Annotated in this window: 22 protein-coding genes and 3 pseudogenes; 12 read left to right on the forward strand and 13 right to left on the reverse strand. The window is 71.5% G+C overall.

The genetic code is table 11. The features are described 5' to 3' along the window. Positions 1-424 precede the first annotated feature (424 nt). Positions 425-1429 carry a toll/interleukin-1 receptor domain-containing protein gene (locus tag G6R25_RS25030; protein WP_235947660.1) on the forward strand — a complete coding sequence of 335 codons (1005 nt, stop codon included), beginning with the start codon at positions 425-427 and terminating at the stop codon, positions 1427-1429. Positions 1430-1455: 26 nt separating this feature from the next. Here G6R25_RS25030 and tatA read toward each other — a convergent pair whose 3' ends face one another. After that, on the reverse strand, positions 1456-1770 hold the full coding sequence (gene tatA, locus G6R25_RS07030; protein ID WP_419469321.1) for a Sec-independent protein translocase subunit TatA: 315 nt from the start codon (positions 1768-1770) through the stop codon (positions 1456-1458). Positions 1771-1976: 206 nt separating this feature from the next. Between tatA and G6R25_RS26365 the strand changes: the two are divergent. Beyond that, a pseudogene (locus G6R25_RS26365) lies at positions 1977-2257 on the forward strand (GlsB/YeaQ/YmgE family stress response membrane protein). Positions 2258-2378: 121 nt separating this feature from the next. On the opposite strand, the gene G6R25_RS07035 reads toward G6R25_RS26365, so the two are convergent. After that, positions 2379-3260, reverse strand: a complete 882-nt coding sequence (locus G6R25_RS07035; RefSeq protein WP_163552328.1) for an LLM class F420-dependent oxidoreductase — start codon at positions 3258-3260, stop codon at positions 2379-2381. Between the two features lie 312 nt (positions 3261-3572). Here G6R25_RS07035 and G6R25_RS07040 point away from each other — a divergent pair, with 312 nt between their 5' ends. From G6R25_RS07040 to G6R25_RS26370, 3 genes and pseudogenes are all read left to right on the forward strand, one after another. Further along, positions 3573-4130, forward strand: a complete 558-nt coding sequence (locus G6R25_RS07040) for a FluC/FEX family fluoride channel (protein WP_163552329.1) — start codon at positions 3573-3575, stop codon at positions 4128-4130. Beyond that, positions 4127-4498 carry a fluoride efflux transporter FluC gene (locus tag G6R25_RS07045; RefSeq protein WP_163552330.1) on the forward strand — a complete coding sequence of 124 codons (372 nt, stop codon included), beginning with the start codon at positions 4127-4129 and terminating at the stop codon, positions 4496-4498. The genes G6R25_RS07040 and G6R25_RS07045 overlap by 4 nt, the downstream gene beginning before the upstream one ends. A 534-nt stretch (positions 4499-5032) precedes the next feature. Next, positions 5033-5218: pseudogene (locus G6R25_RS26370) on the forward strand (DUF2599 domain-containing protein); the annotation flags it as partial. Between the two features lie 216 nt (positions 5219-5434). On the opposite strand, the gene G6R25_RS07055 reads toward G6R25_RS26370, so the two are convergent. Further along, complete coding sequence (locus G6R25_RS07055; RefSeq protein ID WP_235947662.1) at positions 5435-6130, reverse strand: class I SAM-dependent methyltransferase; 696 nt, start codon at positions 6128-6130, stop codon at positions 5435-5437. A gap of 103 nt (positions 6131-6233) precedes the next feature. Further along, positions 6234-7478, reverse strand: a complete 1245-nt coding sequence (locus tag G6R25_RS31270; protein WP_205446929.1) for an alpha/beta hydrolase — start codon at positions 7476-7478, stop codon at positions 6234-6236. Between the two features lie 105 nt (positions 7479-7583). On the opposite strand from G6R25_RS31270, the gene G6R25_RS07065 reads away from it, so the two are divergent. The 6 genes from G6R25_RS07065 (at position 7584) to G6R25_RS07090 (ending at position 12197) form a co-directional block, all read left to right on the forward strand. Continuing rightward, positions 7584-8219, forward strand: a complete 636-nt coding sequence (locus G6R25_RS07065) for a TetR/AcrR family transcriptional regulator (protein WP_163552333.1) — start codon at positions 7584-7586, stop codon at positions 8217-8219. A 359-nt stretch (positions 8220-8578) separates the two neighbouring features. Then, a complete protein-coding gene (locus G6R25_RS07070; protein ID WP_163552341.1) occupies positions 8579-9148 on the forward strand; it encodes a TetR/AcrR family transcriptional regulator in 570 nt (189 codons plus the stop codon). 137 nt (positions 9149-9285) lie between these two features. Then, complete coding sequence (locus tag G6R25_RS07075; RefSeq protein WP_268904099.1) at positions 9286-9894, forward strand: DUF4865 family protein; 609 nt, start codon at positions 9286-9288, stop codon at positions 9892-9894. Positions 9895-9958: 64 nt separating this feature from the next. Beyond that, positions 9959-10996, forward strand: coding sequence for a phosphotransferase family protein (locus G6R25_RS07080; RefSeq protein ID WP_205446931.1), 1038 nt, complete (start codon positions 9959-9961; stop codon positions 10994-10996). Positions 10997-11052: 56 nt separating this feature from the next. Further along, a complete protein-coding gene (locus tag G6R25_RS07085; protein WP_205446933.1) occupies positions 11053-11730 on the forward strand; it encodes a class I SAM-dependent methyltransferase in 678 nt (225 codons plus the stop codon). Between the two features lie 164 nt (positions 11731-11894). After that, the gene (locus G6R25_RS07090) at positions 11895-12197 is read left to right on the forward strand and encodes a helix-turn-helix domain-containing protein (RefSeq protein ID WP_235947664.1); all 303 of its coding nucleotides are present in this window, start codon (positions 11895-11897) and stop codon (positions 12195-12197) included. 64 nt (positions 12198-12261) lie between these two features. Here the strand turns inward: G6R25_RS07090 and G6R25_RS07095 are convergent, their stop codons facing one another. Both G6R25_RS07095 and G6R25_RS07100 read right to left on the reverse strand, forming a co-directional pair. Next, on the reverse strand, positions 12262-13494 hold the full coding sequence (locus G6R25_RS07095; protein ID WP_163552334.1) for an alpha/beta hydrolase family protein: 1233 nt from the start codon (positions 13492-13494) through the stop codon (positions 12262-12264). Positions 13495-13637: 143 nt separating this feature from the next. After that, positions 13638-13877: pseudogene (locus G6R25_RS07100) on the reverse strand (class I SAM-dependent methyltransferase); the annotation flags it as partial. 62 nt (positions 13878-13939) lie between these two features. On the opposite strand from G6R25_RS07100, the gene G6R25_RS07105 reads away from it, so the two are divergent. Continuing rightward, positions 13940-14233 (forward strand): hypothetical protein, encoded by a 294-nt coding sequence (locus tag G6R25_RS07105; RefSeq protein ID WP_205446935.1) that lies wholly within the window; start codon positions 13940-13942, stop codon positions 14231-14233. A 21-nt stretch (positions 14234-14254) separates the two neighbouring features. On the opposite strand, the gene G6R25_RS07110 is transcribed toward G6R25_RS07105, so the two are convergent. The 7 genes from G6R25_RS07110 to G6R25_RS07130 form a co-directional block, all read right to left on the reverse strand. Next, positions 14255-14863 carry a recombinase family protein gene (locus G6R25_RS07110; RefSeq protein ID WP_163552336.1) on the reverse strand — a complete coding sequence of 203 codons (609 nt, stop codon included), beginning with the start codon at positions 14861-14863 and terminating at the stop codon, positions 14255-14257. Between the two features lie 860 nt (positions 14864-15723). Continuing rightward, entirely contained in the window at positions 15724-16632 is a 909-nt protein-coding gene (locus G6R25_RS07115) for a hypothetical protein (RefSeq protein ID WP_163552337.1), read from the reverse strand. After that, on the reverse strand, positions 16629-17765 hold the full coding sequence (locus G6R25_RS25035; protein ID WP_205446937.1) for a Tn3 family transposase: 1137 nt from the start codon (positions 17763-17765) through the stop codon (positions 16629-16631). Before G6R25_RS25035 ends, G6R25_RS07115 begins: the two co-directional genes overlap by 4 nt. 9 nt (positions 17766-17774) lie before the next feature. Then, positions 17775-19676, reverse strand: coding sequence for a DUF4158 domain-containing protein (locus G6R25_RS25040; RefSeq protein WP_205446939.1), 1902 nt, complete (start codon positions 19674-19676; stop codon positions 17775-17777). A 67-nt stretch (positions 19677-19743) separates the two neighbouring features. Then, positions 19744-20139 (reverse strand): class I SAM-dependent methyltransferase, encoded by a 396-nt coding sequence (locus G6R25_RS29525; RefSeq protein ID WP_336500820.1) that lies wholly within the window; start codon positions 20137-20139, stop codon positions 19744-19746. Then, positions 20082-20417 (reverse strand): class I SAM-dependent methyltransferase, encoded by a 336-nt coding sequence (locus G6R25_RS29530; protein WP_336500822.1) that lies wholly within the window; start codon positions 20415-20417, stop codon positions 20082-20084. The genes G6R25_RS29525 and G6R25_RS29530 overlap by 58 nt, the downstream gene beginning before the upstream one ends. Before the next feature lie 230 nt (positions 20418-20647). Next, on the reverse strand, positions 20648-21199 hold the full coding sequence (locus tag G6R25_RS07130) for a TetR/AcrR family transcriptional regulator (RefSeq protein WP_235947666.1): 552 nt from the start codon (positions 21197-21199) through the stop codon (positions 20648-20650). Positions 21200-21241 lie beyond the last annotated feature (42 nt).

Below are 21241 nucleotides of genomic sequence, written 5' to 3' on the forward strand. Positions count from 1 at the left end.
CAGGACCGCCTGAAACCCAACACACCAACACCACATTGATGTCACGCAAAGCGACGAAACGTTACCGGGAAAGGCTCAGTGTCGTGATCGGGATTGGTGACCGCGAGAGTGGTGTAGGAAACAGCTGACGTGGTTCCTTTGCCCGACACGTTTCCAGCTACGGCCGAAGTCGTCGCACGGATGCGACGTGGATGTCGCGATGGCCGGCGTGATGCGACTTCCTGTGTCGCGAACCCGGTATCGGCCTGATGGTTGTTCATCCGCGTCGACGGGGCACCCGCGTACCTGTTCCTGAAATTGTCGACTAGGGTCTGCAAAAAGCGGAATGGCACGATCGTGCCGGCCGCCGGCGTATCCGCCGACCCGTCTTTCGGCGGCGGATACGAAACCCTGACCCAGTTCATGACTTTTGAAGGAGCAGGCATTGACGACGCCGCTGTCCTGGCAGGCGCGGTCGTGGGAGACGGCGCCCCGCATACCGGCGGATCCGCCTGTCGCCGAGCCTCGCGCACACCGCGGCGCACTGCCCGCGGCGTCGTGGGAGGAAGGCGAGTCCGCCGGCAGGCCGCGCCGAGCCCAAAAGGCGATCTTCATTTCCTATGTGGACGCGGATCTGGCGTGGGCGCAGTGGATCGCCTGGCAGCTGGAGGAGGCCGGCTACCCGGCGCTGATCGAGGCGTGGGACTTCGCCGCGGGCACCCACCCGGTCGACCGTCTGCATCAGACCGTCGCCGACGCCCTGCCCACCCTCGCCGTGCTCTCCGCGGCCTACCTGGCCTCCACCGAGACGCCGGCGCAGTGGCAGAGCGCCTGGCATCAGGGCGCCGCCGGCCACACCGGCGCGCTGCTGGCCGTCCGGGTCGAGGACTGCCCACGGCCGGGGCTGCTGGGCCGGCTCGGCGCCGTCGACCTGTTCGACCTCGACCGCGACACCGCCCGAATGCGGCTGCTCGCCGCCGTGCGTGCCGGGCGCGCCAAGCCCGCCGTCGAACCGCCCTATCCCGGCCCGGGTGGCGCGGCGGCGGAGGCGAACGCCGGCCTCGGCGCCTGGCCGGGTGAGCGCGGGGCGGTGGCTGATCTCCCGCCGTCACCGGCCTGGGTTCGCGAGGAGCTGCGTCACGCCGAGGCCCTGCTCGCCCTGGGCCGGCCCGGTCAGGCCGCGTACCGGTTCACCGCGATCGCCGACCGATTCGCCGCGGCGGGGCAGGTCGGTGATCCGCTGTGGTTCGCCGCCCGCTTCGGGCTCCTGCGCGCTCGGGATCGTCAGAGCGACCTGCGCGATCAGGGCCAGCAGGGCCAGGCGACGGCACGCTGCTCGCACCTGGTCGAGCGGGCGCGGGCGGAGCTGGGCGAGCGTCACGAGCTTGTCCACAGCATGCTCGCCTACCAGCTGAGCAGGATGCGCAACATCCCCCGGCTGGAACCGTGAGCGCAACGGCGCCGCGCGGCGGTGCTTTAGCGCGCCCCGGCGGCCCGGCCGTCCACCGTGGTGTCCTCGGCCGGCGCCGGCTCAGCGATCTTGACGACCGCGTCACCGACAGACGCAGACGGTGACGCAGACGGGGTCGGGGACGGGGTCACCGCGGGTTCGCCGGCGGTCGGGGCGGGGTGGTCGTCGTCGTGCAGGTCCTTGATCTCGGACTTGAGGATGCGCAGCGAGCGGCCCAGGGAACGGGCGGCGTCGGGGAGCCTCTTCGCTCCGAACAGCACGACGACGACGACGATGATGATGAGCAGTTCAGGCGTGCCGATGTCACCCACGAAAACCATCCTTCGGACGGGTCGGACCCACCGCCGGCCTCGAGGGCATGCTATGGCCGGGCGCGTCGCCGCGGTGGAGAGCTGCCCATGGGCGGTGTCACCCGGGTGACGGGCGGTTGATGTTTGGCGAAGTGTCGCCGACGGGTACATCGGGGTCGATCTCCCCGCCGATCATCGGCTCCTCGCCGCTGATCCTCACCTGTCGGAGGCCCGCTGTGCTCTGGACCCTCATCACCTGGGTGGTACTCGGTCTCATCGCGGGTGCCGTGGCCCGCCTGCTCGTGCCCGGACCCGATCCGATGAGCATCCCCGCGCCGATCCTGCTGGGCGTCGTCGGCTCGTTCGTCGGTGGTTTCCTCGGCTATCTGCTGTTCGGCAAGGACTTCGGTGAGGGCGCGTTGCAGCCCTCCGGCTCGTCGGGTCCATCCTCGGCGCCATCGTCGTGCTGCTGGTCTGGCGGACGGTGGGCGGGCGCCGCCACGCGCTGCGCCGCTGACCCGCCGCCCGCCGGTCGCCTCGCCCAGATCCCGCACCCAGATATCCCGCACCCGGGTCGCCGCGATCACGTCACCACGATCAGGCCCGGCACCGCCGTGGCGGTGCCGGGCCTGCGTGCGTCACAGCGGCAGTTCGGGGGCCAGGGCGCGCCAGGCCTCCACGGTGGGACGCCCGATGCGGCGGACCGCGTCGATGTCGGCGGAGATGACCTGCACGGCGACGTGGTCGGCGCCGGCGTCGAGATGGGCGCGCACGCGCTGCGCGACCTGCGCGGGGGTCCCCCAGGCGTAGAGGGCGTCGACGAGCCGGTCACTGCCTGTCCCGGTGACGTCGTCGGCGTCGAAGCCCGATGCCTGGAAGTTGGCGACGTAGTTGGGCATCGCCAGGTAGTAGGACAGGTTCGCCCGTGCCAGCCGCCAGGCTGCGGCGGGATCGGTGTCCAGGATGACCTTCTGGTCGGGGGCGAGCAGCGGGCCGTGGCCGAGCGTCGTGCGGGCGGCGGCGGTGTACTCGGGGATCACCAGGTAGGGATGCGCGCCGCGGGCGCGGCGCGCGGCCAGCTCGAGCGCCCGCGGGCGCAGCGCGGCGAGGACGCGCGCCTGGGCCGGCACCGGGGCGTCGGCGCCGTCGAGCCCGTCGAGGAACTGTCCCAGATGGGCGAGCGGGCGGGTGTAGGCGTGGCCGAGCCCCTCGACGATCTGGGCGTGGCTGATGCCGAGTCCGAGCAGGAAACGGTCCGGGTGGGCGGTGTCGAGCCGGTGGTAGCCGGCGGCGAGGGCGGCCGGTTGCGTCGTCCACACGTTGACGATCCCCGTGGCCACGGCCAGCCGGTCCGTGGCGGTGAGCACCTGTTCGGGCAGGGCCAGATCCGACGGCGAGGCGCCGAGCCACAGCGCGCCGTAGCCGAGGGCGTCGAGCTCCGCCGCCGTGGCGGCGACGTCCGATCCGGTCCAGGTATACGACAGCGACCACACGCCTACCCGCCCCAACGACACCGCCATGGCTGTTCTCCTCACGTCCTGCGCCGCTGCCGGCGCCGGGCCGCGACCCGGACACCCTCCCCATGTGTTCGATGGCCACCGAACACGTTGTCACGAGTGTACGACGGCGATCGAATAGATGGCCGGGGGTGGCCGGCCTGCGCGCAGGCGGCGGGTAAAGTCGCCCCGGGCGGTGCCCGCCCTGCGGCGGCCGCCGGCGGCGGTGGGGCCCGCCGTGGTCGAACCGCGGCAGCGCGCCGCCAACGGTCCCTGCGTGCCACACAGCTGCGTTCGATCCCCCGCCGGGTCGCGCGCCACGCAGGGAGGAGCCCCATGGCCGAGCAGCCCGCGCCGCAGCGCATCTCCCCCGCGGACCCCACCGATCCCACCAATTCCGGCGATCCCACCGTCGCCGCGACCGATCCCGACGTCGATCTGCACCTGCCGGCCCAGCGCGCCGAACTGCGGGCCCACCCGGCGCTGCTGCTCGGCGTCATCGCCGCCGGCGGTGCGCTCGGCGCCTGCGCCCGCTACGGCGCGGCGCTGGCCTGGCCGACCCACCCCGGCGCGTTCGGCTGGACCACCGTCGCCGTAAACACCGTCGGCTGCGCGGCGATCGGCGTGCTCATGGCCCTGGTCCGCGCCGGCCGCCTCGCCCACCCGCTGGCCCGCCCGTTCCTCGGCACCGGGATCCTCGGCGGGTTCTCCACCTTCTCCACCTACGCCGTCGGCGTCGACGGGCACCTCGACGACGGCCGGCCGCTGACGGCCCTGGCCGCCCTGGCGCTGACCCCGGTCGCAGCGCTCGCCGCGGTGTGGGCGGCCACGGCAGCGACCCGCGGGCTGCTGTGGCGGTGCGGTGAGCGGCGACGAGGGGAGCGGCGGCGGTGAGCTGGCTGCTGGTGATCCTCGGCGCGGCGGTGGGCGCGCCGCTGCGCTACCTCACCGACCGGGCCGTGCAGGCCCGCCACGACAGCCCGCTGCCCTGGGGCACGATCACCGTCAACACGGCGGCCAGCGCCGTGCTCGGCCTGATCACCGGCGCGGTCGGCGCTGGCGCTGCCTCGACGCGGGTGGCGCTGCTGGTCGGCACCGGGCTGTGCGGGGCGCTGAGCACCTACTCGACGCTGTCCTACGAGACGCTGTGCTTGGTCGAGGACGGTCACCGCCGTCTCGCCGCCCTCACCGCCGCCAGCCTGCTCGCCGGGGTCGGCGCCGCCGCGGTCGGCGTGGCCCTCGCCCGCGCCCTGTGGGGCTGACCCGCCGTGCCCCGGCCGGACCCCGTGCCTTGCCGACCCGTGCCCGCCCTGACCGGTGATGTCCACCGGCCGGGGCCTCGACCAGCAGACCCGCCGACCGAGAGGCGGGGTCGGCCGCGGCCGCCGGGCCTGGTCGGACCTACCCTTCTGCACGTGCACAGGCCGACCTCTTCTCGCCGTGACCCCGTCCGGCCGGACACCCGCGCCCCGCTGCCCCCGGATCACCCTCCGGGCCGTCGTCTGGACCGCCGTGCGCGGTGGCTGCCGCTACTCCCGGTTCCGCCGGCGCTGGTGAGCGTGATCGCGGTGCTGGTGCTGCTCGCCGGCTGCTCTTCCGGCGCCGCCAGTGACGGCCCGACCCGCGCGGACGCCGCAGCGGGGGTCGGCACGGCGGCGCCCATCCCTACGGCGCCCAGCCCAAGCCCGCCCAAGCCCAGCCTCAACGCCGCGGGGGCGAGGCCGTACTGCGGGTCCAGCCGCTACGTCGAGGAGATCGTCGTCGAGCAGTGGGCCGACGGGCGGCTGCGGATCTCGGTGCGGCCCACCTCGGCTGCCCGCCACGCCGACCGCGACGAGGCCACCGAGGCGATCTGGGCGGCCATCGGCGGCTGTGTGACCACGCTGCCCGCCCTCGGCCGTGACGTCGCCGACAGCCTGCACGCCCAACTGGCCTGCCACCAGGACCTGTCCCTGGTGCCCGCGCTCGGCGGCGGCAAGGGCTACGCCACCGGCGACACCTACGACCTGGAAAGCTGGCGGCCGATGATGCGACCGAACTCGGTGTCGACGTGGATCTCCACCCATTGCGGCAACACCCTCGGCACCGACCCCACCGGCCAGCCCGCCCGCATCTACCGTCCCGACGGCGTCGCACCCCAGCACACCGGCACCGGCGAGCATGCCCGCGCCCGCGTACCGGCCCGCGCCCGCCGGCGCTTAGCGCAGCACGAGCAGGTCCATCGTGTCGATCACCGGTCCCGTCGTGGTGCCGGCGGCGTAGGCGTCGTCGTCGATCAGCCGCAGCGGGGTGTGAGCGTCACGGTCCAGGCCGTCGAGGATGGCGGCCAGCGACGGGGCGCTGACCTGAGCCACGGCCTCACCTGCCTCGGCGGTGAACCCGGCGGCGGCAAACACCGCCCGCACCTCGGCCGCCCGCGGGTAGGTGTCGTCGACCAGCCGGATCGCCTCGGGAAAGAACCGCAGCAGGGTGATCTGATCAGCGCGGCCGGCGAACACCGAGCGCAGCAGCACCGGCGCGCCAGGCCGCAGCACCCGCCGCAGCTCGGCGGCCGCCGCCGGCAGGTCGGCGAGGTGGTGGACCACCGTCGACAGCCACGCGGCGTCGAGGCTGCCCGCGGCCAGCGGCAGCGCGTCGGCCCGCCCGGCGACCAGCCGCGGCAGGCGCGCCCGCGCCCGCATCGCCGCCGACGGCTCGACGGCCACCACCCGCACCCCGAACCAGGTGGCGAACAGTTGCGCCCACCAGCCCGTGCCCGCACCCAGGTCGAGCAGCGCCATCCCCGGGCGGGGAGCAAGATGGCGGGCCACCGCGGCACGCCAGTGCGCCAGGCCGTCCACGGGCACGTGCCGTCCCGTCCGAAACGCCGCCGCGGCCGGCTCGTCGTAACGCATCCGCCCCATGCCCAGCCGCCGCCCTGTCCCCGCCTGTCGCTCGCGCGCCGCGGATCGCCAAACCGTCGATCGCCCAAGCGTGGATCACCCAAGCGTGGATCGCTCACCCTGCACTGTGGGACCTCCAGCGCGCATCGGCATCCGAACCGGCCCGGCCGTGTGATGTCACGCCGGCGGCGTGCGATCCGTCAGCCGGATTCCGAGATCGACGTGCTCGCCGACGTCGAGTCGGCCACGAGGGTGTTGACGCGGGTTTCGTACTCGCGGCGGGCCTTGCGCTGTGCCGGGATCGCCGGGGTGCCGGGACACCATCCGGTGGAGGTGGCGTCCGGTGGTTGCCCTCGCCAGGCCCCTGTCCTGCGTGCGTGCGGCAGGGGTCTGGCGACTGGCGATGCTGCGCAGGCCGGGTCAGTTGAAGGCTGTGGCCACGGCGTCCGAGAGCTGGTTCAGTATGTCCCGCGAGAGTTGCACCGAGCCGGTGAACGAGAGGAACCCGTGGATGGCTCCCTTGACCGGGAGGTGCTGGACCGGCACGCCGGCGTCGGCCAGTTTGCGGGCATAGCGGTCCCCCTGGTCGCGCAGGGGGTCGTTCTCGGTGGTGGCGATGACGGCGGGGAGGGAGTCCGGCCAGTTCGTCGCAGCGCGCCGGCGAGACCCGCGGGTCGGCGCCCTGGTCGGGGGTGCTGAGGTAGGCGCCCCAGAACCACTCGAGGTAGGAACGGGACAGGACCGGTCCCGTCATGTTTTCGTACATCGAGGGGCTGTCGTCGAACCGGTCGACCGCCGGGTAGGCGAGCACCTGGAGTGTGATGCGAGGCCCCCCGCGGCGCAGGGATTCCTGGGTGAGAGCCGCGGCAAGGTTGCCGCCGGCGCTCTCGCCGAACACGGCGATGCGCTCTGCGTCGCCCCCGAAGTCGGCGGCGTTGTCTGCGACCCAGCTCAGCCCGGCGTAGGCGTCGTCGGTCGCGGCCGGGAAGCGGTGCTCGGGTGCCAGCCGGTAGTCGACGGAGACCACGATCGTGCCGGAGCGGCCAGCCACGGCGCGGGCCATGTGGTCCTGGGTGTCCAGGTCGCCGAAGACCCATCCGCCGCCGTGGAAGAAGAGCGTCACGGGCAGCGGCACGGCGTCCGGCTCGGTGACGGACCGGTAGATACGGACGGGTATGTCGCGGTCGTCGGCAGCGGCGGTGGTGTCCCGGACGTCGGCGACCGGTTCGGGATCGCCGGCCAGGGTGGCGAAGGCGCGCCCGGCGGCGCGGTTGTCCGCCACCGTCCGGCTATCGGGGGCCGGTCCGTCTTCCGCGGCCCATTGCTTGAGCAGGATCTCGATCTGGGGGTCGAGGGGCATAGCGCACACCTATCTGAAGAGACGGCCACCCCGGGCTGGAATGACTTCTCCAGGATCCGCGGCGCAACATTGGAATGTAAATTCCAACTTTGGTAGCGTGGGCGTGTGAGCACACCCGTGAAGGCCGGAGAGCCGGAGAAGCGCCGGCTCACCAAGGCCGGCCGCAAGACCCGCGAACGTATCGTCGAGACCGCCGCGGAGCTGATGTCCCACCGCGGCGCGGGGGGCACGAGCATCCCGGACATCCAGGCGGCCGCCGGGGTCAGTGCCTCGCAGATCTACCACTACTTCGGCGACAAGCAGGGCTTGGTCCTGGCGGTCATCGACCACCAGACGGACGCCAAGCTCGCCCAGCAGCGTCCGCTGCTGGACAGCCTGGACAGCATCGAGGCCCTGCGCGAGTGGTGCGACAGGGCAGGGGACCGGCAGGACGCCATGGGATGCGAAGGCGGCTGCGAGATCGGCTCGCTCGCCAGCGAACTCGCCGAGCGCGATCAGTCGGCGCGGACCGGCCTCGCCGCCGCCTTCGACCGGTGGGAAGATCCCATCAGGTCGGGACTCGCGCGCATGCAGGCGCGCGGCGAGCTGAGTGAGAGCGCCGATATCGCCGCGCTCGCCACCGCCGTGCTGGCCGCCATCCAGGGCGGCATGCTGCTGTCCCAGGTCCGCCGGTCGAGCACCGCCTACCGGCAGGCCGTGTCAGCGGTGATCGACCACATCGAGAGCCACCTCGTCCGGTAGCAGCTCGGGCCGGGTGTGTCAGGTCAACGGCTGTCCACGCAAGCGGGATCGCTCCAGTCACCACCAACGACGCTGGGCCGAACGGGTGACGGGGGTGGGGTATTCAACGTTCCGAGATCATCCCGTGGCGGCTTTCCGGCGTATCTGGGTCATCCCCCACCCTCGGCCCCGACCTGCTCACCTGACCGCCCGCGCCGCCCGCATCCGCCGACCGGCGCCCCGCGTGCCCGTCCACCCTTGTCGGCACTCGGACCCACTTCCTTGCCCTACATACCAGTTCAGAGGGACGAATCGGACGCGGAACCCCCTGTAAGGGCAAGGAAACCCACTCTGTACCTACTGGTATGTACAGTGGCGGGGTGGACGCGGCGGAGCGGTTGATCGAGAGCACCCGGGTGCTGCTGTGGGAACGCGGGTACGTGGGGACGAGCCCGAAGGCGATCCAGGCGCACGCCGGGGTCGGGCAGGGTAGCATGTACCACCATTTCGCCGGCAAGGCGGCGCTTGCCCACGCCGCGATCGCGCGGACCGCCGCCGAGCTGCGGGCAGCCGCCGACGCCCAGCTCGGCGCCGACGGGCCGGTGCTCGCCCGCATCGAGGCCTACCTGCGTCGCGAACGGGACGTGCTGCGCGGCTGCCCGGTCGGCCAGCTCACCCAGGATCCCGACGTCATGGCCGACGCCGCCCTGCGCGGCCCGGTCGAGCAGACGTTCGCCTGGCTGCGCGCGCGCCTGGGCGCCCTGCTCGCCGAGGGGGTGGCCGCCGGCGAGCTCACCGGGCTCGACCCACCGGCGACGGCCGCCACGATCGTCGCGGTCCTGCAGGGCGGGTACGTGCTGGCCCGCGCCGCCGGCAGCACCGAGGCGTTCACCCAGGCCGTCGACGGCCTACTCGCTCTGCTCACCGCCCACGCCGCGCCCAGAGGATAAGGACGCGGACATGTACGCGATGCAGTACGAGATCACCCTGCCCGCCGACTACGACATGATGATCATTCGTCGCCGGGTCGCCGGGTCGCCGGGTCGCCGACACCGGCCACGCCCTCGACGACCGGGCCGGGCTCGCCCTGAAGGCGTACGCGATCCGCGAACGTGGCGTCGCGGGCGCCGCGGTGAACCAGTACGCCCCGTTCTACCTGTGGCACGACGCCGCGGCGATGGGCCACTTCCTCGTCGGCGGCGGCGGCTTCGACCGGATCATCCGCTCGTTCGGCCGTCCGCCGGTCGCCCACGGCACCGTCCTCGCCGTCATCACCGGCCCGGCGCACCCCACCGGGCCACAGCCGGTGGCCGGCCCCGCCCGGTCGGGGCTCGCGGACGCGCCGACCCCAACCATCGCACCAACCACGCCGGCTACCACGCCGGTCATCGCATCAGCCGTTGCCCCGACCGCGGCCTCGCGTCTGGTCACCAGGCTGCCCGCCGATCCCGACACCGACGGCATGGGCCCGGGGCTTGACGCCCGCGTCGCGCACGAGACCGACGCGCTCGCGGCGCTGGCCGGTCGTGCCGGACTGCACACCGCCGCGCTCACCCTCGACCCCCGCCGCTGGGAGCTGACACGGTTCGCGCTGTGGGCCGACGCCACAGCCGCCGCCGAGGACACCGAGGACTACCAGGTGCTGCACGTCTGCATGCCAGGCCCGGCGCCGCTGCCTGCCGGCCGGCGATGGTAGCCGGCGCCGAGTCCGCGACGACGGCCACGTGATCGGCTGGTTCCGTGGGTGCCATGACCTGCCTGTGGGTGAGCAGTTGCGGGCCGCGATGGGATCGCCGCGGCCGATCCGCCGGCTGGCGAGCAGCCCACGCTCGCAGGTGTGGCTCGTCGAGCTTGATGGTTCCCCCGCCGTCGTCAAGCAGGTCGTCGGCGGGTTGGACGCCGCGGATCGCTATGCCCGCGAGGTGACGGCGCTGCGGCTGGCCGCTCGGGTTCGCCCGCCCGTGGTGCCGACGCTGATCGGCGCCGCCCCGCACGCCCGGGTGCTGGTTCTGGAGTACGTGCCCGCCCGTGGTGCGGCGGGCGACTGGGTCGTGGGATGGGCCACCGCACTGGCCCGCCTGCACGCGGCGACCGGCCCCGCCGACGCGCACGCGCATGAGCTACCGCGATGGTCCGGTCCCACCGACGCCGACATCGAGGCGTTCGGCGGCCTGGCCACGACGCTCGGTGTCCCCGTCCCGCCCGGTGTGCCAGGCGAGCTCGAACGACTCCTGGACCGGCTCGGCGCGGCCGGGCACCACGCTCTGCTGCACGGTGACCCGTGTCCGGACAACGTCCTCGGCCTGCGCTCGGCAGCCGAAACGCGGTTCATCGACCTCGAACACGCCAGCCTGGGCAGTGGCCTGGTCGAACTGGCCTACCTTCGGATGGGCTTCCCCACCTGCTGGTGCGTTACCGTCGTCCCGTCACCGCTACGAGCAGAAGCCGAGATCGCCTACCACGCGACCTACCGTGCCCTCACCGGCACCGCCCCGCCCGGCGATCTCACCGACGCCTGCGCCAGCTGGCTGATTCGCGGCGACGCGCTCGTCGAACGGGCCCGCCGTGACGGCACCGACCACCTCGCCCGCCTGACCTGCAAGGACTGGCGCTGGGGCACCGCGACCGGCCCGAGGGCGCCTCACCCACCGGCTCGCCGTCGTCGCCACGATGACCACCGACAACCCCGACCTCGGCGAACTCCACCGGCTCACCGCGACGCTGCACGACCAGATCCTGCACCGCTGGCCCCGCACGAGACCACTGCCCGCCGCCACCACCACCGACCTCGGCCGTAGGGACGCGACGACGTAGCCGGCCGTCGCGTCCCTACGGCTGACTATGATCATCGGCTGTGGGTGACGAGTCGGATCTGTCCGTGACCGCCGAGGCCTACGACGGCGTCGTCGAACGCTACGCGCGGATGTTCAGCGGCGAACTGGCCCGCCGCCCGTTGGACCGGGCATTGCTGGGCGCGTTCGCCGAACTCGTCCGCTCCCAGGCGGCCGCGGCCGGCGCTCCCGCCGCCGTCGCCGACCTCGGCTGCGGACCGGGCCACATCACGGCCCACCTGCATGACCTCGGGGTGGAGGCATTCGGCGTCGACCTGTCCCCGCAGATGATCGCACTGGCCCGCCGTGACCGCCCCGGGCTGCGCTTCGAGGTGGGCAACATGCAGGGCCTCGCGCTCGCCGACGGCGCCCTCGGCGGCATCGTCGCCTGGTATTCGATCATCCACACCCCGCCGGAGCGGGTGCCGGCGCTGTTCGCCGAGTTCGCCCGGCTGCTCGCGCCCGGTGGCCAGCTGCTGCTGGGCTTCCAGGCCGCCGACCCCGGCGTCGGCGTCCTCCAATGGCATCCCCACCTGGTCACCCCGTCGCACCGCTGGCCGCCGGAGGCGATCATTGCCCTGCTGGGCAGGGCCGGGTTCGTCGCATCGGCGCGGCTGCTGCGCGACCCCGATGCGACCGAACGGCTCCCCAGCGCCGTCCTGCTCGCCCATCGCCCAGCGCCCACCGCAGTGCCCACCTGATCCGCAAGGCACCTCCGCAAGCCCGTCCGGCCGCGCCGACCAGCCTGTCACCGGTTACACACGGAATCGTGCCGAGGCCCCGGCACGGTTTCGGGCCGCAAAACCGTGCATAGGCCTCGGCACGATCTGGCCGCGATCTGGCCCCGATCTGCCGGGTGCGTACCGTGTCGGTGTTCCTGGACCCGCAGATGATCCGCGCCGCGCCCGGCCAGGCCCGGGTCCTGTCCGCGGCGGCGCCGATCCGCGAGATGATCCTGCACGCGGTGCGCTGGCCGATCGGCCGCAGCGCCGACGACCCCCTCGCCGACGCCTTCTTCACCGCCCTGTCCGGTCTGCTCGGCGAAGGACTCGACGCCGCGATCGCCGTCGGCTTCGGCAGCGCCAGCGCCTTCACCCGAGCCTTCCACCAGCACACCGGCGACACCCCCACCGCCTACCGCCGCCGCGTGACAGCCACCGCCCCCTGACCCCCCCTGACAGCCAGTACGCCCTGACGGTCGGGGCACGTTGACGGCCGGGGCACGTTGACGGTCAGCGGCCGACGACGCGGACCTGCGGATAGGTCCGGCTCGGCCCGTCGAGCAGCGGCTGGGCGCGTCCGGTCAGCCAGCGTTCGACGAACGCCCCGACATAGGCGCGGGTGATCGCCAACGCCTGCCGGCCGGTCAGCGTCTGCGCCGGTGCCTGCACGGTGGCGGGCAGCGGGATCTGGTCGGCGAGGACGGGATCGTCGGTGAAGCTGAAATGGTCGGCGCCGTCGACGTCGAGCCACAGCCGCGGCGGGCCGAGCCGCGCCCACGCCTGCGCCCAGCTCGGATCGTCGTCCGCCGTCGCGGGCGCGCCGGAGCCGGGATGGTCCGCCGTCGCGCCGAGCAGCAGGAACGCCCGCTCGCCGAAACCGCCGGCGCCGACCGGTTCACCGAGGGTGCCGTCCAGGTCGACCCCGGCGCGCACCCGGCGGTCGCGGCGCAGCAGCGACGCCGCCGCCGACCCGCCGAGGGAATGCCCGACCGCCGCGACGCGGGTGGCGTCGATGATCGCCGCGCCGCGCCACGCCGGATGCGGCCCGGTGAGGCTGTCCAGGACGAAGGACAGGTCGGTGGCGCGCCCGCGGCTGGCGGCGCGGAAGTCGGCGTCGGTGCGCAGCCGATCGCAGGCCACGCAGGTCAGCATCCGCCCGCCGGGAAACACCGTGCCGACCGACTCGTAGGCGTGGTCGACGGTCGCGGCGACCAGGCCGCGGCTGGCGAGGTCCTCGGCGAGCCCGGTCAGCGAGCGGCGCCCCACCCCCAGGCCCGGGGACAGCAGCACCAGCGCCCGGCGCCCGGGAAGCGGGCGCGCCCCGACCCGGCTGGCGACCGCGGTGTCGGCGAGCGCCTGGACGGGCAGGGCGTCGGCCAGGCCCAACGCGGCCAGGTAGCGGCGGATCTCCTCGGTCGTGGCGTAACGCGCCGGGGTGCCGGTGGCGGCCCGCGCCGGATAGTAGACGTCGACCATCAGCTCCCGCGCGACACCGGGCACCCACGGGTCGCGCCGATGACGGTTGACCAGGTGCAGCGTGTCCCGGCCGACCGCGAAGGGCCCGGTGGGCCGAGGCAGGGCCAGCCGTACCGAAGTTCCCCGGGACGCCGACGCCGCTGGGTGGGCTGCCACCGGTGGGGCTGCCGACGCCGGTGGGGGCGCCGACGCTTCAGCGCTGCGGGTACCGACGACGGGGAGCAGCAGGATCGCCGCGGCCAGAGACACCGTGCGCAGGGTTGCCATCACTGCTCGCACTCTAAGTGCCGCAATGGTTGCCGAACGCGCACCTCGGGTAGTCCGCCGGCCGACACCCCACCGCCGCGCCCACCGTCCCGGCAGGCGGATCCGTGCAGGTCAGCACCGCGCATACCCGCGCATACTCGTGGCTAGCCGGGTGCGCGGCCCCAGGCGACGGCGGTGGCGAAGGAGAGATCGAAGAACGCCGGGTCCGCGAGGCAGTCCAGGGCGTCGTCGAGGGTGTCGTCGCCGGCCAGGCCCAGCTCGCGGATGTGGGGGCGCAGGCGGGTCAGGGTCAGCGCCCAGCACTGGGCGGAGGCGCCCGCGCCACCCGTGGTCGGCAGGTGCACGCTCACCCCGACGTCGACCAGGCCGCGGGCCTGCAGGGGGGACCGCCGAGATACGGCAGAAAGGGGCAACGGGCCCGACAGCCTCTGCTGGACTAGCGGACGTGGATGATGATGGGGTGCCGGAGTTCGGCTATGGTCGCGGCTGGCGGCCGCTGTGGACAACACGTGATCGTGATTGGGAGGCCATCCGCGAGGTTCTACGCCGTGCCGGCCTGCGGGAGTGGACGGACAGACACACCGGTTTTGTCGTCGAGGGCAGCGAGGACGGGGAGCGGTTTCTGGTCGCGTCCCCCGGTGCGGCCGATGTGGGGCGCATCACGGCCGCACTGACCGGCGCCGGCTACCAGGCGGTTCCCGACCCGGACGACGATCAGACCCTCCGGGTGTGGCACTGACAGCTGCGGTGTCCGCTGCCGCTATTTCGCCGGTGCCGTCGCGGGTTCGACGTCTGCCAGGTAGCGGTGCAGCGAGGTCTTCGGGATACCGGTCTTGGTGACGATCGCGCCGCTGGCTTTGAGGAGCCGGGCGTATTCGATCTTATCGGTGGCGTGGGCGACGGGTCGGCCGACACGTCGGCCCTTGGCCTCGGCGACCGCGCGGGCGTTCGCGGCGCGTTCGGCGGTGAAGGTGCGTTCCATTTCGGCGAACAGGGCGAGGAGCAGGAAGGCGATGCGGCCCATGCCATCGTCGGCGGTGTTGATCGGCAGCGGGTCGGCGAGGGAGCGCACGCCGACGCCCTTCTCGGCGAGGTCGTGGACGAGGTTGAGGACTTCGCGCAGGTTGCGGCCGAGCCGGTCCAACGTGTGCACGATGATCGTGTCGCCGGGGCGGGCGTAGGCGAGCAGCGCGGTCAGGCCGTCGCGGTCGACGGTGGTGCCGGTCTTCTTGTCCGTGAAGATCCGTTCGTCCGGGATGCCGGCAGTGGCCAGGGCGTCGAGTTGGCGTTCGAGGCTCTGTTTGGTGGTGGAGACCCGGGCGTAGCCGAGGTCGAGCCCGGCCGGTGGGTGCGTGGTGGCGGCAGTCACACGATGATCGTACCGGAAGTTGTCTCCGTACTATGATTTCGGAACACATGTTGTGGAACGGCTTCTGGAACGGCCGGATGCCGGTTTCCGTGGCCGCGCGCGGCTCGCCGGGAGGTTGTTCCACTTCCAAGGATGTGGAACTCTCGCCTCACGTCTCGGGTGGAGTGGATTTCGGGACATCTACGCCCCGACGGCGGATCATTGTTACGGAGAAGTTCCGATCTGTCGCAAAGCAACGTCATCGGAGGATGTAGTGGGTGAACGCCGCGATAGCAGGAATGCGGAGATCGGCGGACGATGGTGGGGATGGCCGGCTGCACTCGTTGTGTTGACCGTCAGCTTGATCGTCCTCATGGCAGGGTGTCGATCATCTCCACAACCTGATGCGCCCGATGTATCCCACACGACTGCCGGAACAGAGGAGCAGCCTTCGAGTACGCCTACCGAATTCACGATTCACCGTATTGCTCGTGAACGTTCCGCGACCGACCCGGAAAATAACGGAATGCCAATTCCCGAGGTTCCCAGCATAAAGCATCCTTCTCCAGGTCCTCGGCAAAGTAGCTCGCCGTCATATTGTAACGAATCAACGCGGTGAGCTACCTCGCCGAGGCCCTGTACTTTTCCTCAAAGGTAAACGTCTTCACCTACTTCCAACTTTCTGACATCCCCGTCACCAGGTAGCCATTTTCCTATCAGTGGTGGATCGCCTGCGATTGTTACGCCACTTTTCTCACGACTTCCCGGTGGCTGGTGACCACAATTTTTCTGACTTCCTTGATCTCGATCTCGATCTCGATCTCGTTTATACACGCAGGTATGATCAATGCAGCCGGAAGAATTCTCGCCCGTTGTTGAGATCATGGAACGATGTCGACGCGGAGTCGGGTGGGATCCTCGGTGAGAATGACGACTGGCGCGTCGTTGCCCTTGGTCCAGCTGGTGGGGAGCAGGAACCAGCGGCTGTTCCGGTAGGTCAGGACGCGCAAGCGGGTGTAGCGCCAGCGCCAGACAGTTTTGGCGGGTGTGAGGTCGACCTCGTCGAGCCGGTAGTTTCCGCTGAACGGGAGCCGGTCGGTGCTGTAGACGATGGCTGCTGGCTGATATCCGATGGTGGCAGCCATGCCTCGGGCGAACTGCTCGCCTTGGCGGCCAGCTTCGATGGAGAATCCCCAAAATAGTGCAATGATCACTATTGCAGAGAGAGCGGTGCGGCGTATCCGGGTCAGCGGGGCGGACATCAGCGGTGGGGGTGGTCGGCGTCGGGCGCGGCGGCTGCGCTGCCGGTGGCGCTGTTGTTCGGTGAGGTGGACGGCGTACTCGGTCAGTACGGCGGCCGCGCCGAGAGCGACCGGCGCCGCGCGGGTCGGGACCAGTGTCAGGGGGATCAGGTTGAAGGTGCCGGCGGCGGCCAGGCCGACAACAGGAGCGGTCGCACGTACCGGGCGGGAGGTCGAAGAATGCCGGTACAGCCAGCGGATGAGCAGTAGGTGGCCGGCGACTGCCAGCAGAGCCAGAAACGCAAGGAAAATAAGAGGACGGAAAATCACCTGGGCGCTGCGTAGCACCAGATCCTGGAAAGGAAAACCCAGCTGGTCGACGTCAATACCGAAATAGCCGTACAGGGCCTGCTCGCGGACATAGCCGAACTCGTAAAGCAGCGCGGTGAGCACCGTGACCGGTGCCAGAACAACCCCGAGGAACTCCCCGAGCTGACTAAGCCATTTACTGGAACTGTCTTCCCCTGCCGGGGACGCTGTCGATGTCATCGGCGAAAATCCATCTTGGGGAGGGTGACGTCGAGGCGGGTGGGGGTCTGTTCGGGTGGGCTGGTGTCGAGGATCCATTCGCCGAAGCGGCGGATGTTCTCCCGCAGGTAGGGGCTGATGGTGGCCAGGTCGTCGGGGTCTACGGGATGGCCGTCGGCGACGAGGGTGTTGACGGCGGCGGTGATGTCCAACGCGTTGTGGTAGATCACGCAGTTAGCGACGAGCTCGTTGAACTTGATGATCTTTTCGTGGTGGTCGGGGTCGTTGTGGCCGAGCAGGTCCCCGCCGAACATCAGCCAGGCAGCGAAGCCGTGGAAGGCCTCGACCTTGTTCGTCATCGCGGCGATGCTGTCCCGCAGCGCTGGTTCGGACAGGTAGCGCAGCAGCACGAGGGTGCGCACGGCCCGGCCAAGCTCACGGAACGCCCGGTACAGCCGGTTCTTCCGCGAGTCGTGGCCCAGGCGGCGTAGCAGGGTGACCGAGGACAGCGCGCCTTCCCGGATGGAGATCGCGGTGCGCATCAGGTCCGGCCAGTGCGCCACGATCAACCTCCAGTCGATCGTGTGCTCGGCGAACAACGCGTCGATGTGCTGATAGCGGGCCTGCGGGTCGGGCCGGTAGAAGATCAGGTCCTTCCAGTTGCGGATCCGGGGCAGCAGGTCGATGCCGAGCAAGGTGGCCAGGCCGAACACCGGCAGCGACTGGCCCTGGGTGTCGGCGTGCACCACGTCGGGCGTGACCTCGGAAGGATTGGCGAGCAGCCCGTCGATGATGTAAACGGCCTCCCACACCCCGCAGGGGATGAACCGGCTGAACAGCGCGATGTAGGTGTCAGAGATGTGCCGGAACGCGATCCCGCCGTAGCCGCCGTAGCGCACCGAGGTTTCGGCGAGAAGGGTGTCCTCCCAGGTGTCGATCTGGGAGCCGTCGGTGCCCGCGGTACGCCCGTCGTCGTAGGCGCGGGCCAGGTCCAGCGCGACGTAGCCGTTGGTCACGTCCCCTGAGGCCAGGTCCAGTTTGCCGGCGGTGACGTGCTTGTTCGCCGCGGTCGACAGCTCGTGCGCGGAGACCTGACCGCGAAGATGGCGGGCGACCTGCGCGGGGCCCAGGTTCGACCCGTAGGTGAACGTCATCAGCGCATATCAGGCCAGCGGATCGGCGAGTTTCGGATCCGATCCGGACGCCGGGCCGAAGTGGCGATGCCAGCCGAGTAGATGGGCGGTGCGGGTCAGGATGTCCAGCAGCGACCGCTGCGGCAGCCGGGCGTGGATCTCCTCCTCCAACACCCGCGCCGACGCCCGCCGCTCACGGCCGCGGCGAGCCTTGAGCATCGGAGCTCCGCTATCCGGGTCGATGACCAGATCGGCGTTCGCCGGATAGCCCGCGTCCACCGCCGTCGCGGTCCGGGTGAGCTCCGCGCGCATCCAGGCGACGAAGCCAGCGGCGGTGTCGGGTATGCCGGCCTGGGCGCAGTAGCCGGCGACCAGCGGCTCGCAGACCGCCCAGAGCATCAGCTGGGCATGCAGGTTCGCGTACGAGTTCGACCTCGCCACCGCGAGGTCGCCTGAGCGCAGTTCGGCGGCGAGGTAGGTGAACACGCACACCTCGAAGTGGCGGCGGGCCAGCCGGCCGGGATGGTGCCGGTCGCGCAGCACCTTCTGCCACATTTCCCCAGCGAACGACACATCCACCACCACCCCGCCGTCATGGTCGGGAATGAACTCGCCGCGGGCATGCCGGTGGGCCTTGAGAAACACGACGGCGTCGGCGTCGGCGACGGTCCGGTCGGTGCTCGTCGCCTCCAGCTCGACCGCGTCGAGCAACGCGAACAACGCCGGCCGGTGCGAGCGGTAGAACCGTTCCACCAGCGGCGCGTAGTTGTTGCCGTGATGCGCAGACACCGCCTCGTGCGCCCCGGACAGCGCCGTCACCCCACCGGCCTCCGCCAACGTTTTGATCACCAGCCGGCCGGCGCGTTCGGAGACCTCCCCGATCGGATCCACCACCCCCACCGCCTGCTCATCCGCGGACGCACCGAGAGCGTCGCGCACGACGGCCAGGACGTCGCCGAACACCCCCAGCAGCCGCTCGGAATCCACCCGGCTGCGTTCCCGCAGCTCCTCCAGCTGCCCGCGGGCCTTCTTGTGTAGGGCGGCGATCCGCTTGCAGAACATCTCCACCGCATCGTCCCGCGCCGAGATCCGCGCGGTGTGCACCAGACAGACCAGCAGCACCAGCCGCTTGTCCGCCCCGACATCCCGCATCTCCGCCGCGTCGAGGACCTCCGCCTCGCCGGCGAAATGGCTGACCTTCGCCGGGGAGACACCCTCCAGCCACCCGCCGGTCGGCCCGAGACTGTCCAACCAGCCCAGATGCTCCAGCCACTTCCGTAGCTTGCTGATCGTCGCCCGTCCTGGCGGCTGCTTGATCCGGTCGAAGTCGCTGCGCCGCGAAACCGGATCCACCACCAGCAAATCCAGCAACCGCCCCCGGACGGGCTCATCCAGCCGAGCGACCACCATCGCGAACAGCGCGCCGTTCACCTCGGCGCGGACCGCCCCGGCCATCTGATCCAACGTCGTATAGCCAGGCAGCTCGCAGCGCGCCTTCACCAACTGTTCCAACGCCGCGTTGATCAGATCAGCCGGGTTGTCCTTGCCCTGGGCCGCCTCCTGCAACGCAGCCTCGGCGATCTCGCGGACCTTCGCCGGCTCGTAGACCACTCCCAGCCAGTCCCGGACCAGGCCGCGATGCCACTTCGCGGTGCGCGGCGCATCATGCTCGGCGGCCACCGACTCGCCCAGCTCCAGCTGGCCGCGCACATACCCGACGACATCCGCTGGAACGGTGGCCAGGCTCGGGAAGTAGCCCAGCCGCTGGTAGCACTTCAACAAAACCAGCAACGCGAGGCGATGCTGCTCGGTCGCGGTCCGCTCCACCGCCCACCCGACCTCGGCCGAGGTCACCGTGAACGTGTCGTGCAGCTCCCGCGACGAGATCGTCCGCTTGAACCGCGGATACGCCGTCCGCTCGATCGATGCCACCGGCCCACCCCGCACCACGACAGTGACCAGCAGGCTACCGAGCGACCCGGCGCCGCCCGCTACCGGGCTACAGCCGCCCGTTGCCCCTTTCTGCCGTATCTCGGCGGCTCCCCTGCAGGGGAGCGGGGAACCCGCGGGCCCAGGTGGAGTCCGTGCCGATGGTCTTCGCCAGCGCCTCGTCGATGCTCCGCATGGCCTGGCGGAACGCCGGGTGGGGTGAGGAGTCCAGGGGAAATCCGACGATCGACTCGACGACGAGGACGTCGGCGGGTTTCAGCCAGTCCCGCAGACGGTCCAGGACGTGCTCCCGGTCGGGGAGATGTTCCAGGACGAACCGGGCGTGGATGAGGTCGAACGGGCCGCCGGGGAGCGCCGGGTCGCGGGTGACGTCGTGGCGCAGGACCGTCAGGTGCGGGCCGGCGAGACCGTCGAGGTGGCGGGTGTCGACGTCGGTGGCGACCACATGGCCGGCCCGGGCCGTGTCGGCCGTGTCGGCCGCGGTGGCCGCGGCGGAGGTGCGGTGACGCGGTCGGCGAGCCAGGCCGCGATCGACCCCCCGCCGGCGCCGACCTCCAGGCATCGCCAGCCGGCGCTGACGCCGCGTTCGTCGAGGATGCGGATCGTCGTCGGGTCGCAGACCGACGCCATGGCGACCAGCCGGGCGCGTTCGGTGTCGGTGGGGCCGCCCAGCACGTCGTCGGAGTAGCGGCGCGGCCGCTGCGCGGGCACGGTGTCGGTCACCGTCGCACTCCAGCGTCAGCGCGCTGGTAGGGATGGGCGTCGGCGGCCCGCGGACGCCGGCGCGGGCCGTCCTCGTCGAATGCGGTCACGCCCGGAAACTCTGCCACAACCGTGGGCATCCTCGTCAGGAAAAGTCCAGGGCCACCCGCCTGGCCCTCCCGCGCCGACCGCTGCGGCCTGGTCCGACGCATCCCTGGCGTCCGCTTCCGGCGAAGCCCACCGGTTCCGCGTCAACCGAGTTCGGTGACCGTGGTGCGCAGCCGATCCAAGGCGGTGCGCGCCAGGTCCCCCAGCTCCTGCTGGTTGTCCGCCGCGACCCATGCGGCGTACGCTTCCTTGAACGCGAGCACGCCGAGCTCGGCCGCCAGGGTGGCCACCAGGTCCGGCACGCCACGGGCACGCAACGCACCTGTCATGGCCGCCGCGAGGCCGACCTGTTTGAGCGCGTCGCGTTCCTGGAGTTCGGTGCTGGTCGCGATGACGGCGTGCAGCCGGGGCCCGAGCTCGCGGTTGAACGGCGTCATCGCCCCGGCCGCGCGCTCCAGCCTGGCGGCGACCGCGGTCAGGGGGGTGGCATCCGCGGATGCCGCGGAGATGCCGTCGGCGAACAGCCGCGACAGGATCTCCTGGCCGGCCGCCAGCACCTCCCGCTTGTCGGGGAAGTGCCGGAAGAACGTGCTCCTGGTCAGGCCGGCGCGTTCGGCGATCTCGGCGACGGCGGTGTTGTCGTAGCCCTGCTCGGAGAACAGTTGCAGCGCGGCGGCAACCAGCCGCTCGCGCACATCTGGTTCCCATCGTGGCACCGCCCGATTGTACTGATGGGA

Source organism: Candidatus Frankia alpina, from assembly GCF_902806485.1.
GTDB classification, from domain to species: Bacteria; Actinomycetota; Actinomycetes; order Frankiales; family Frankiaceae; genus Frankia; species Frankia alpina.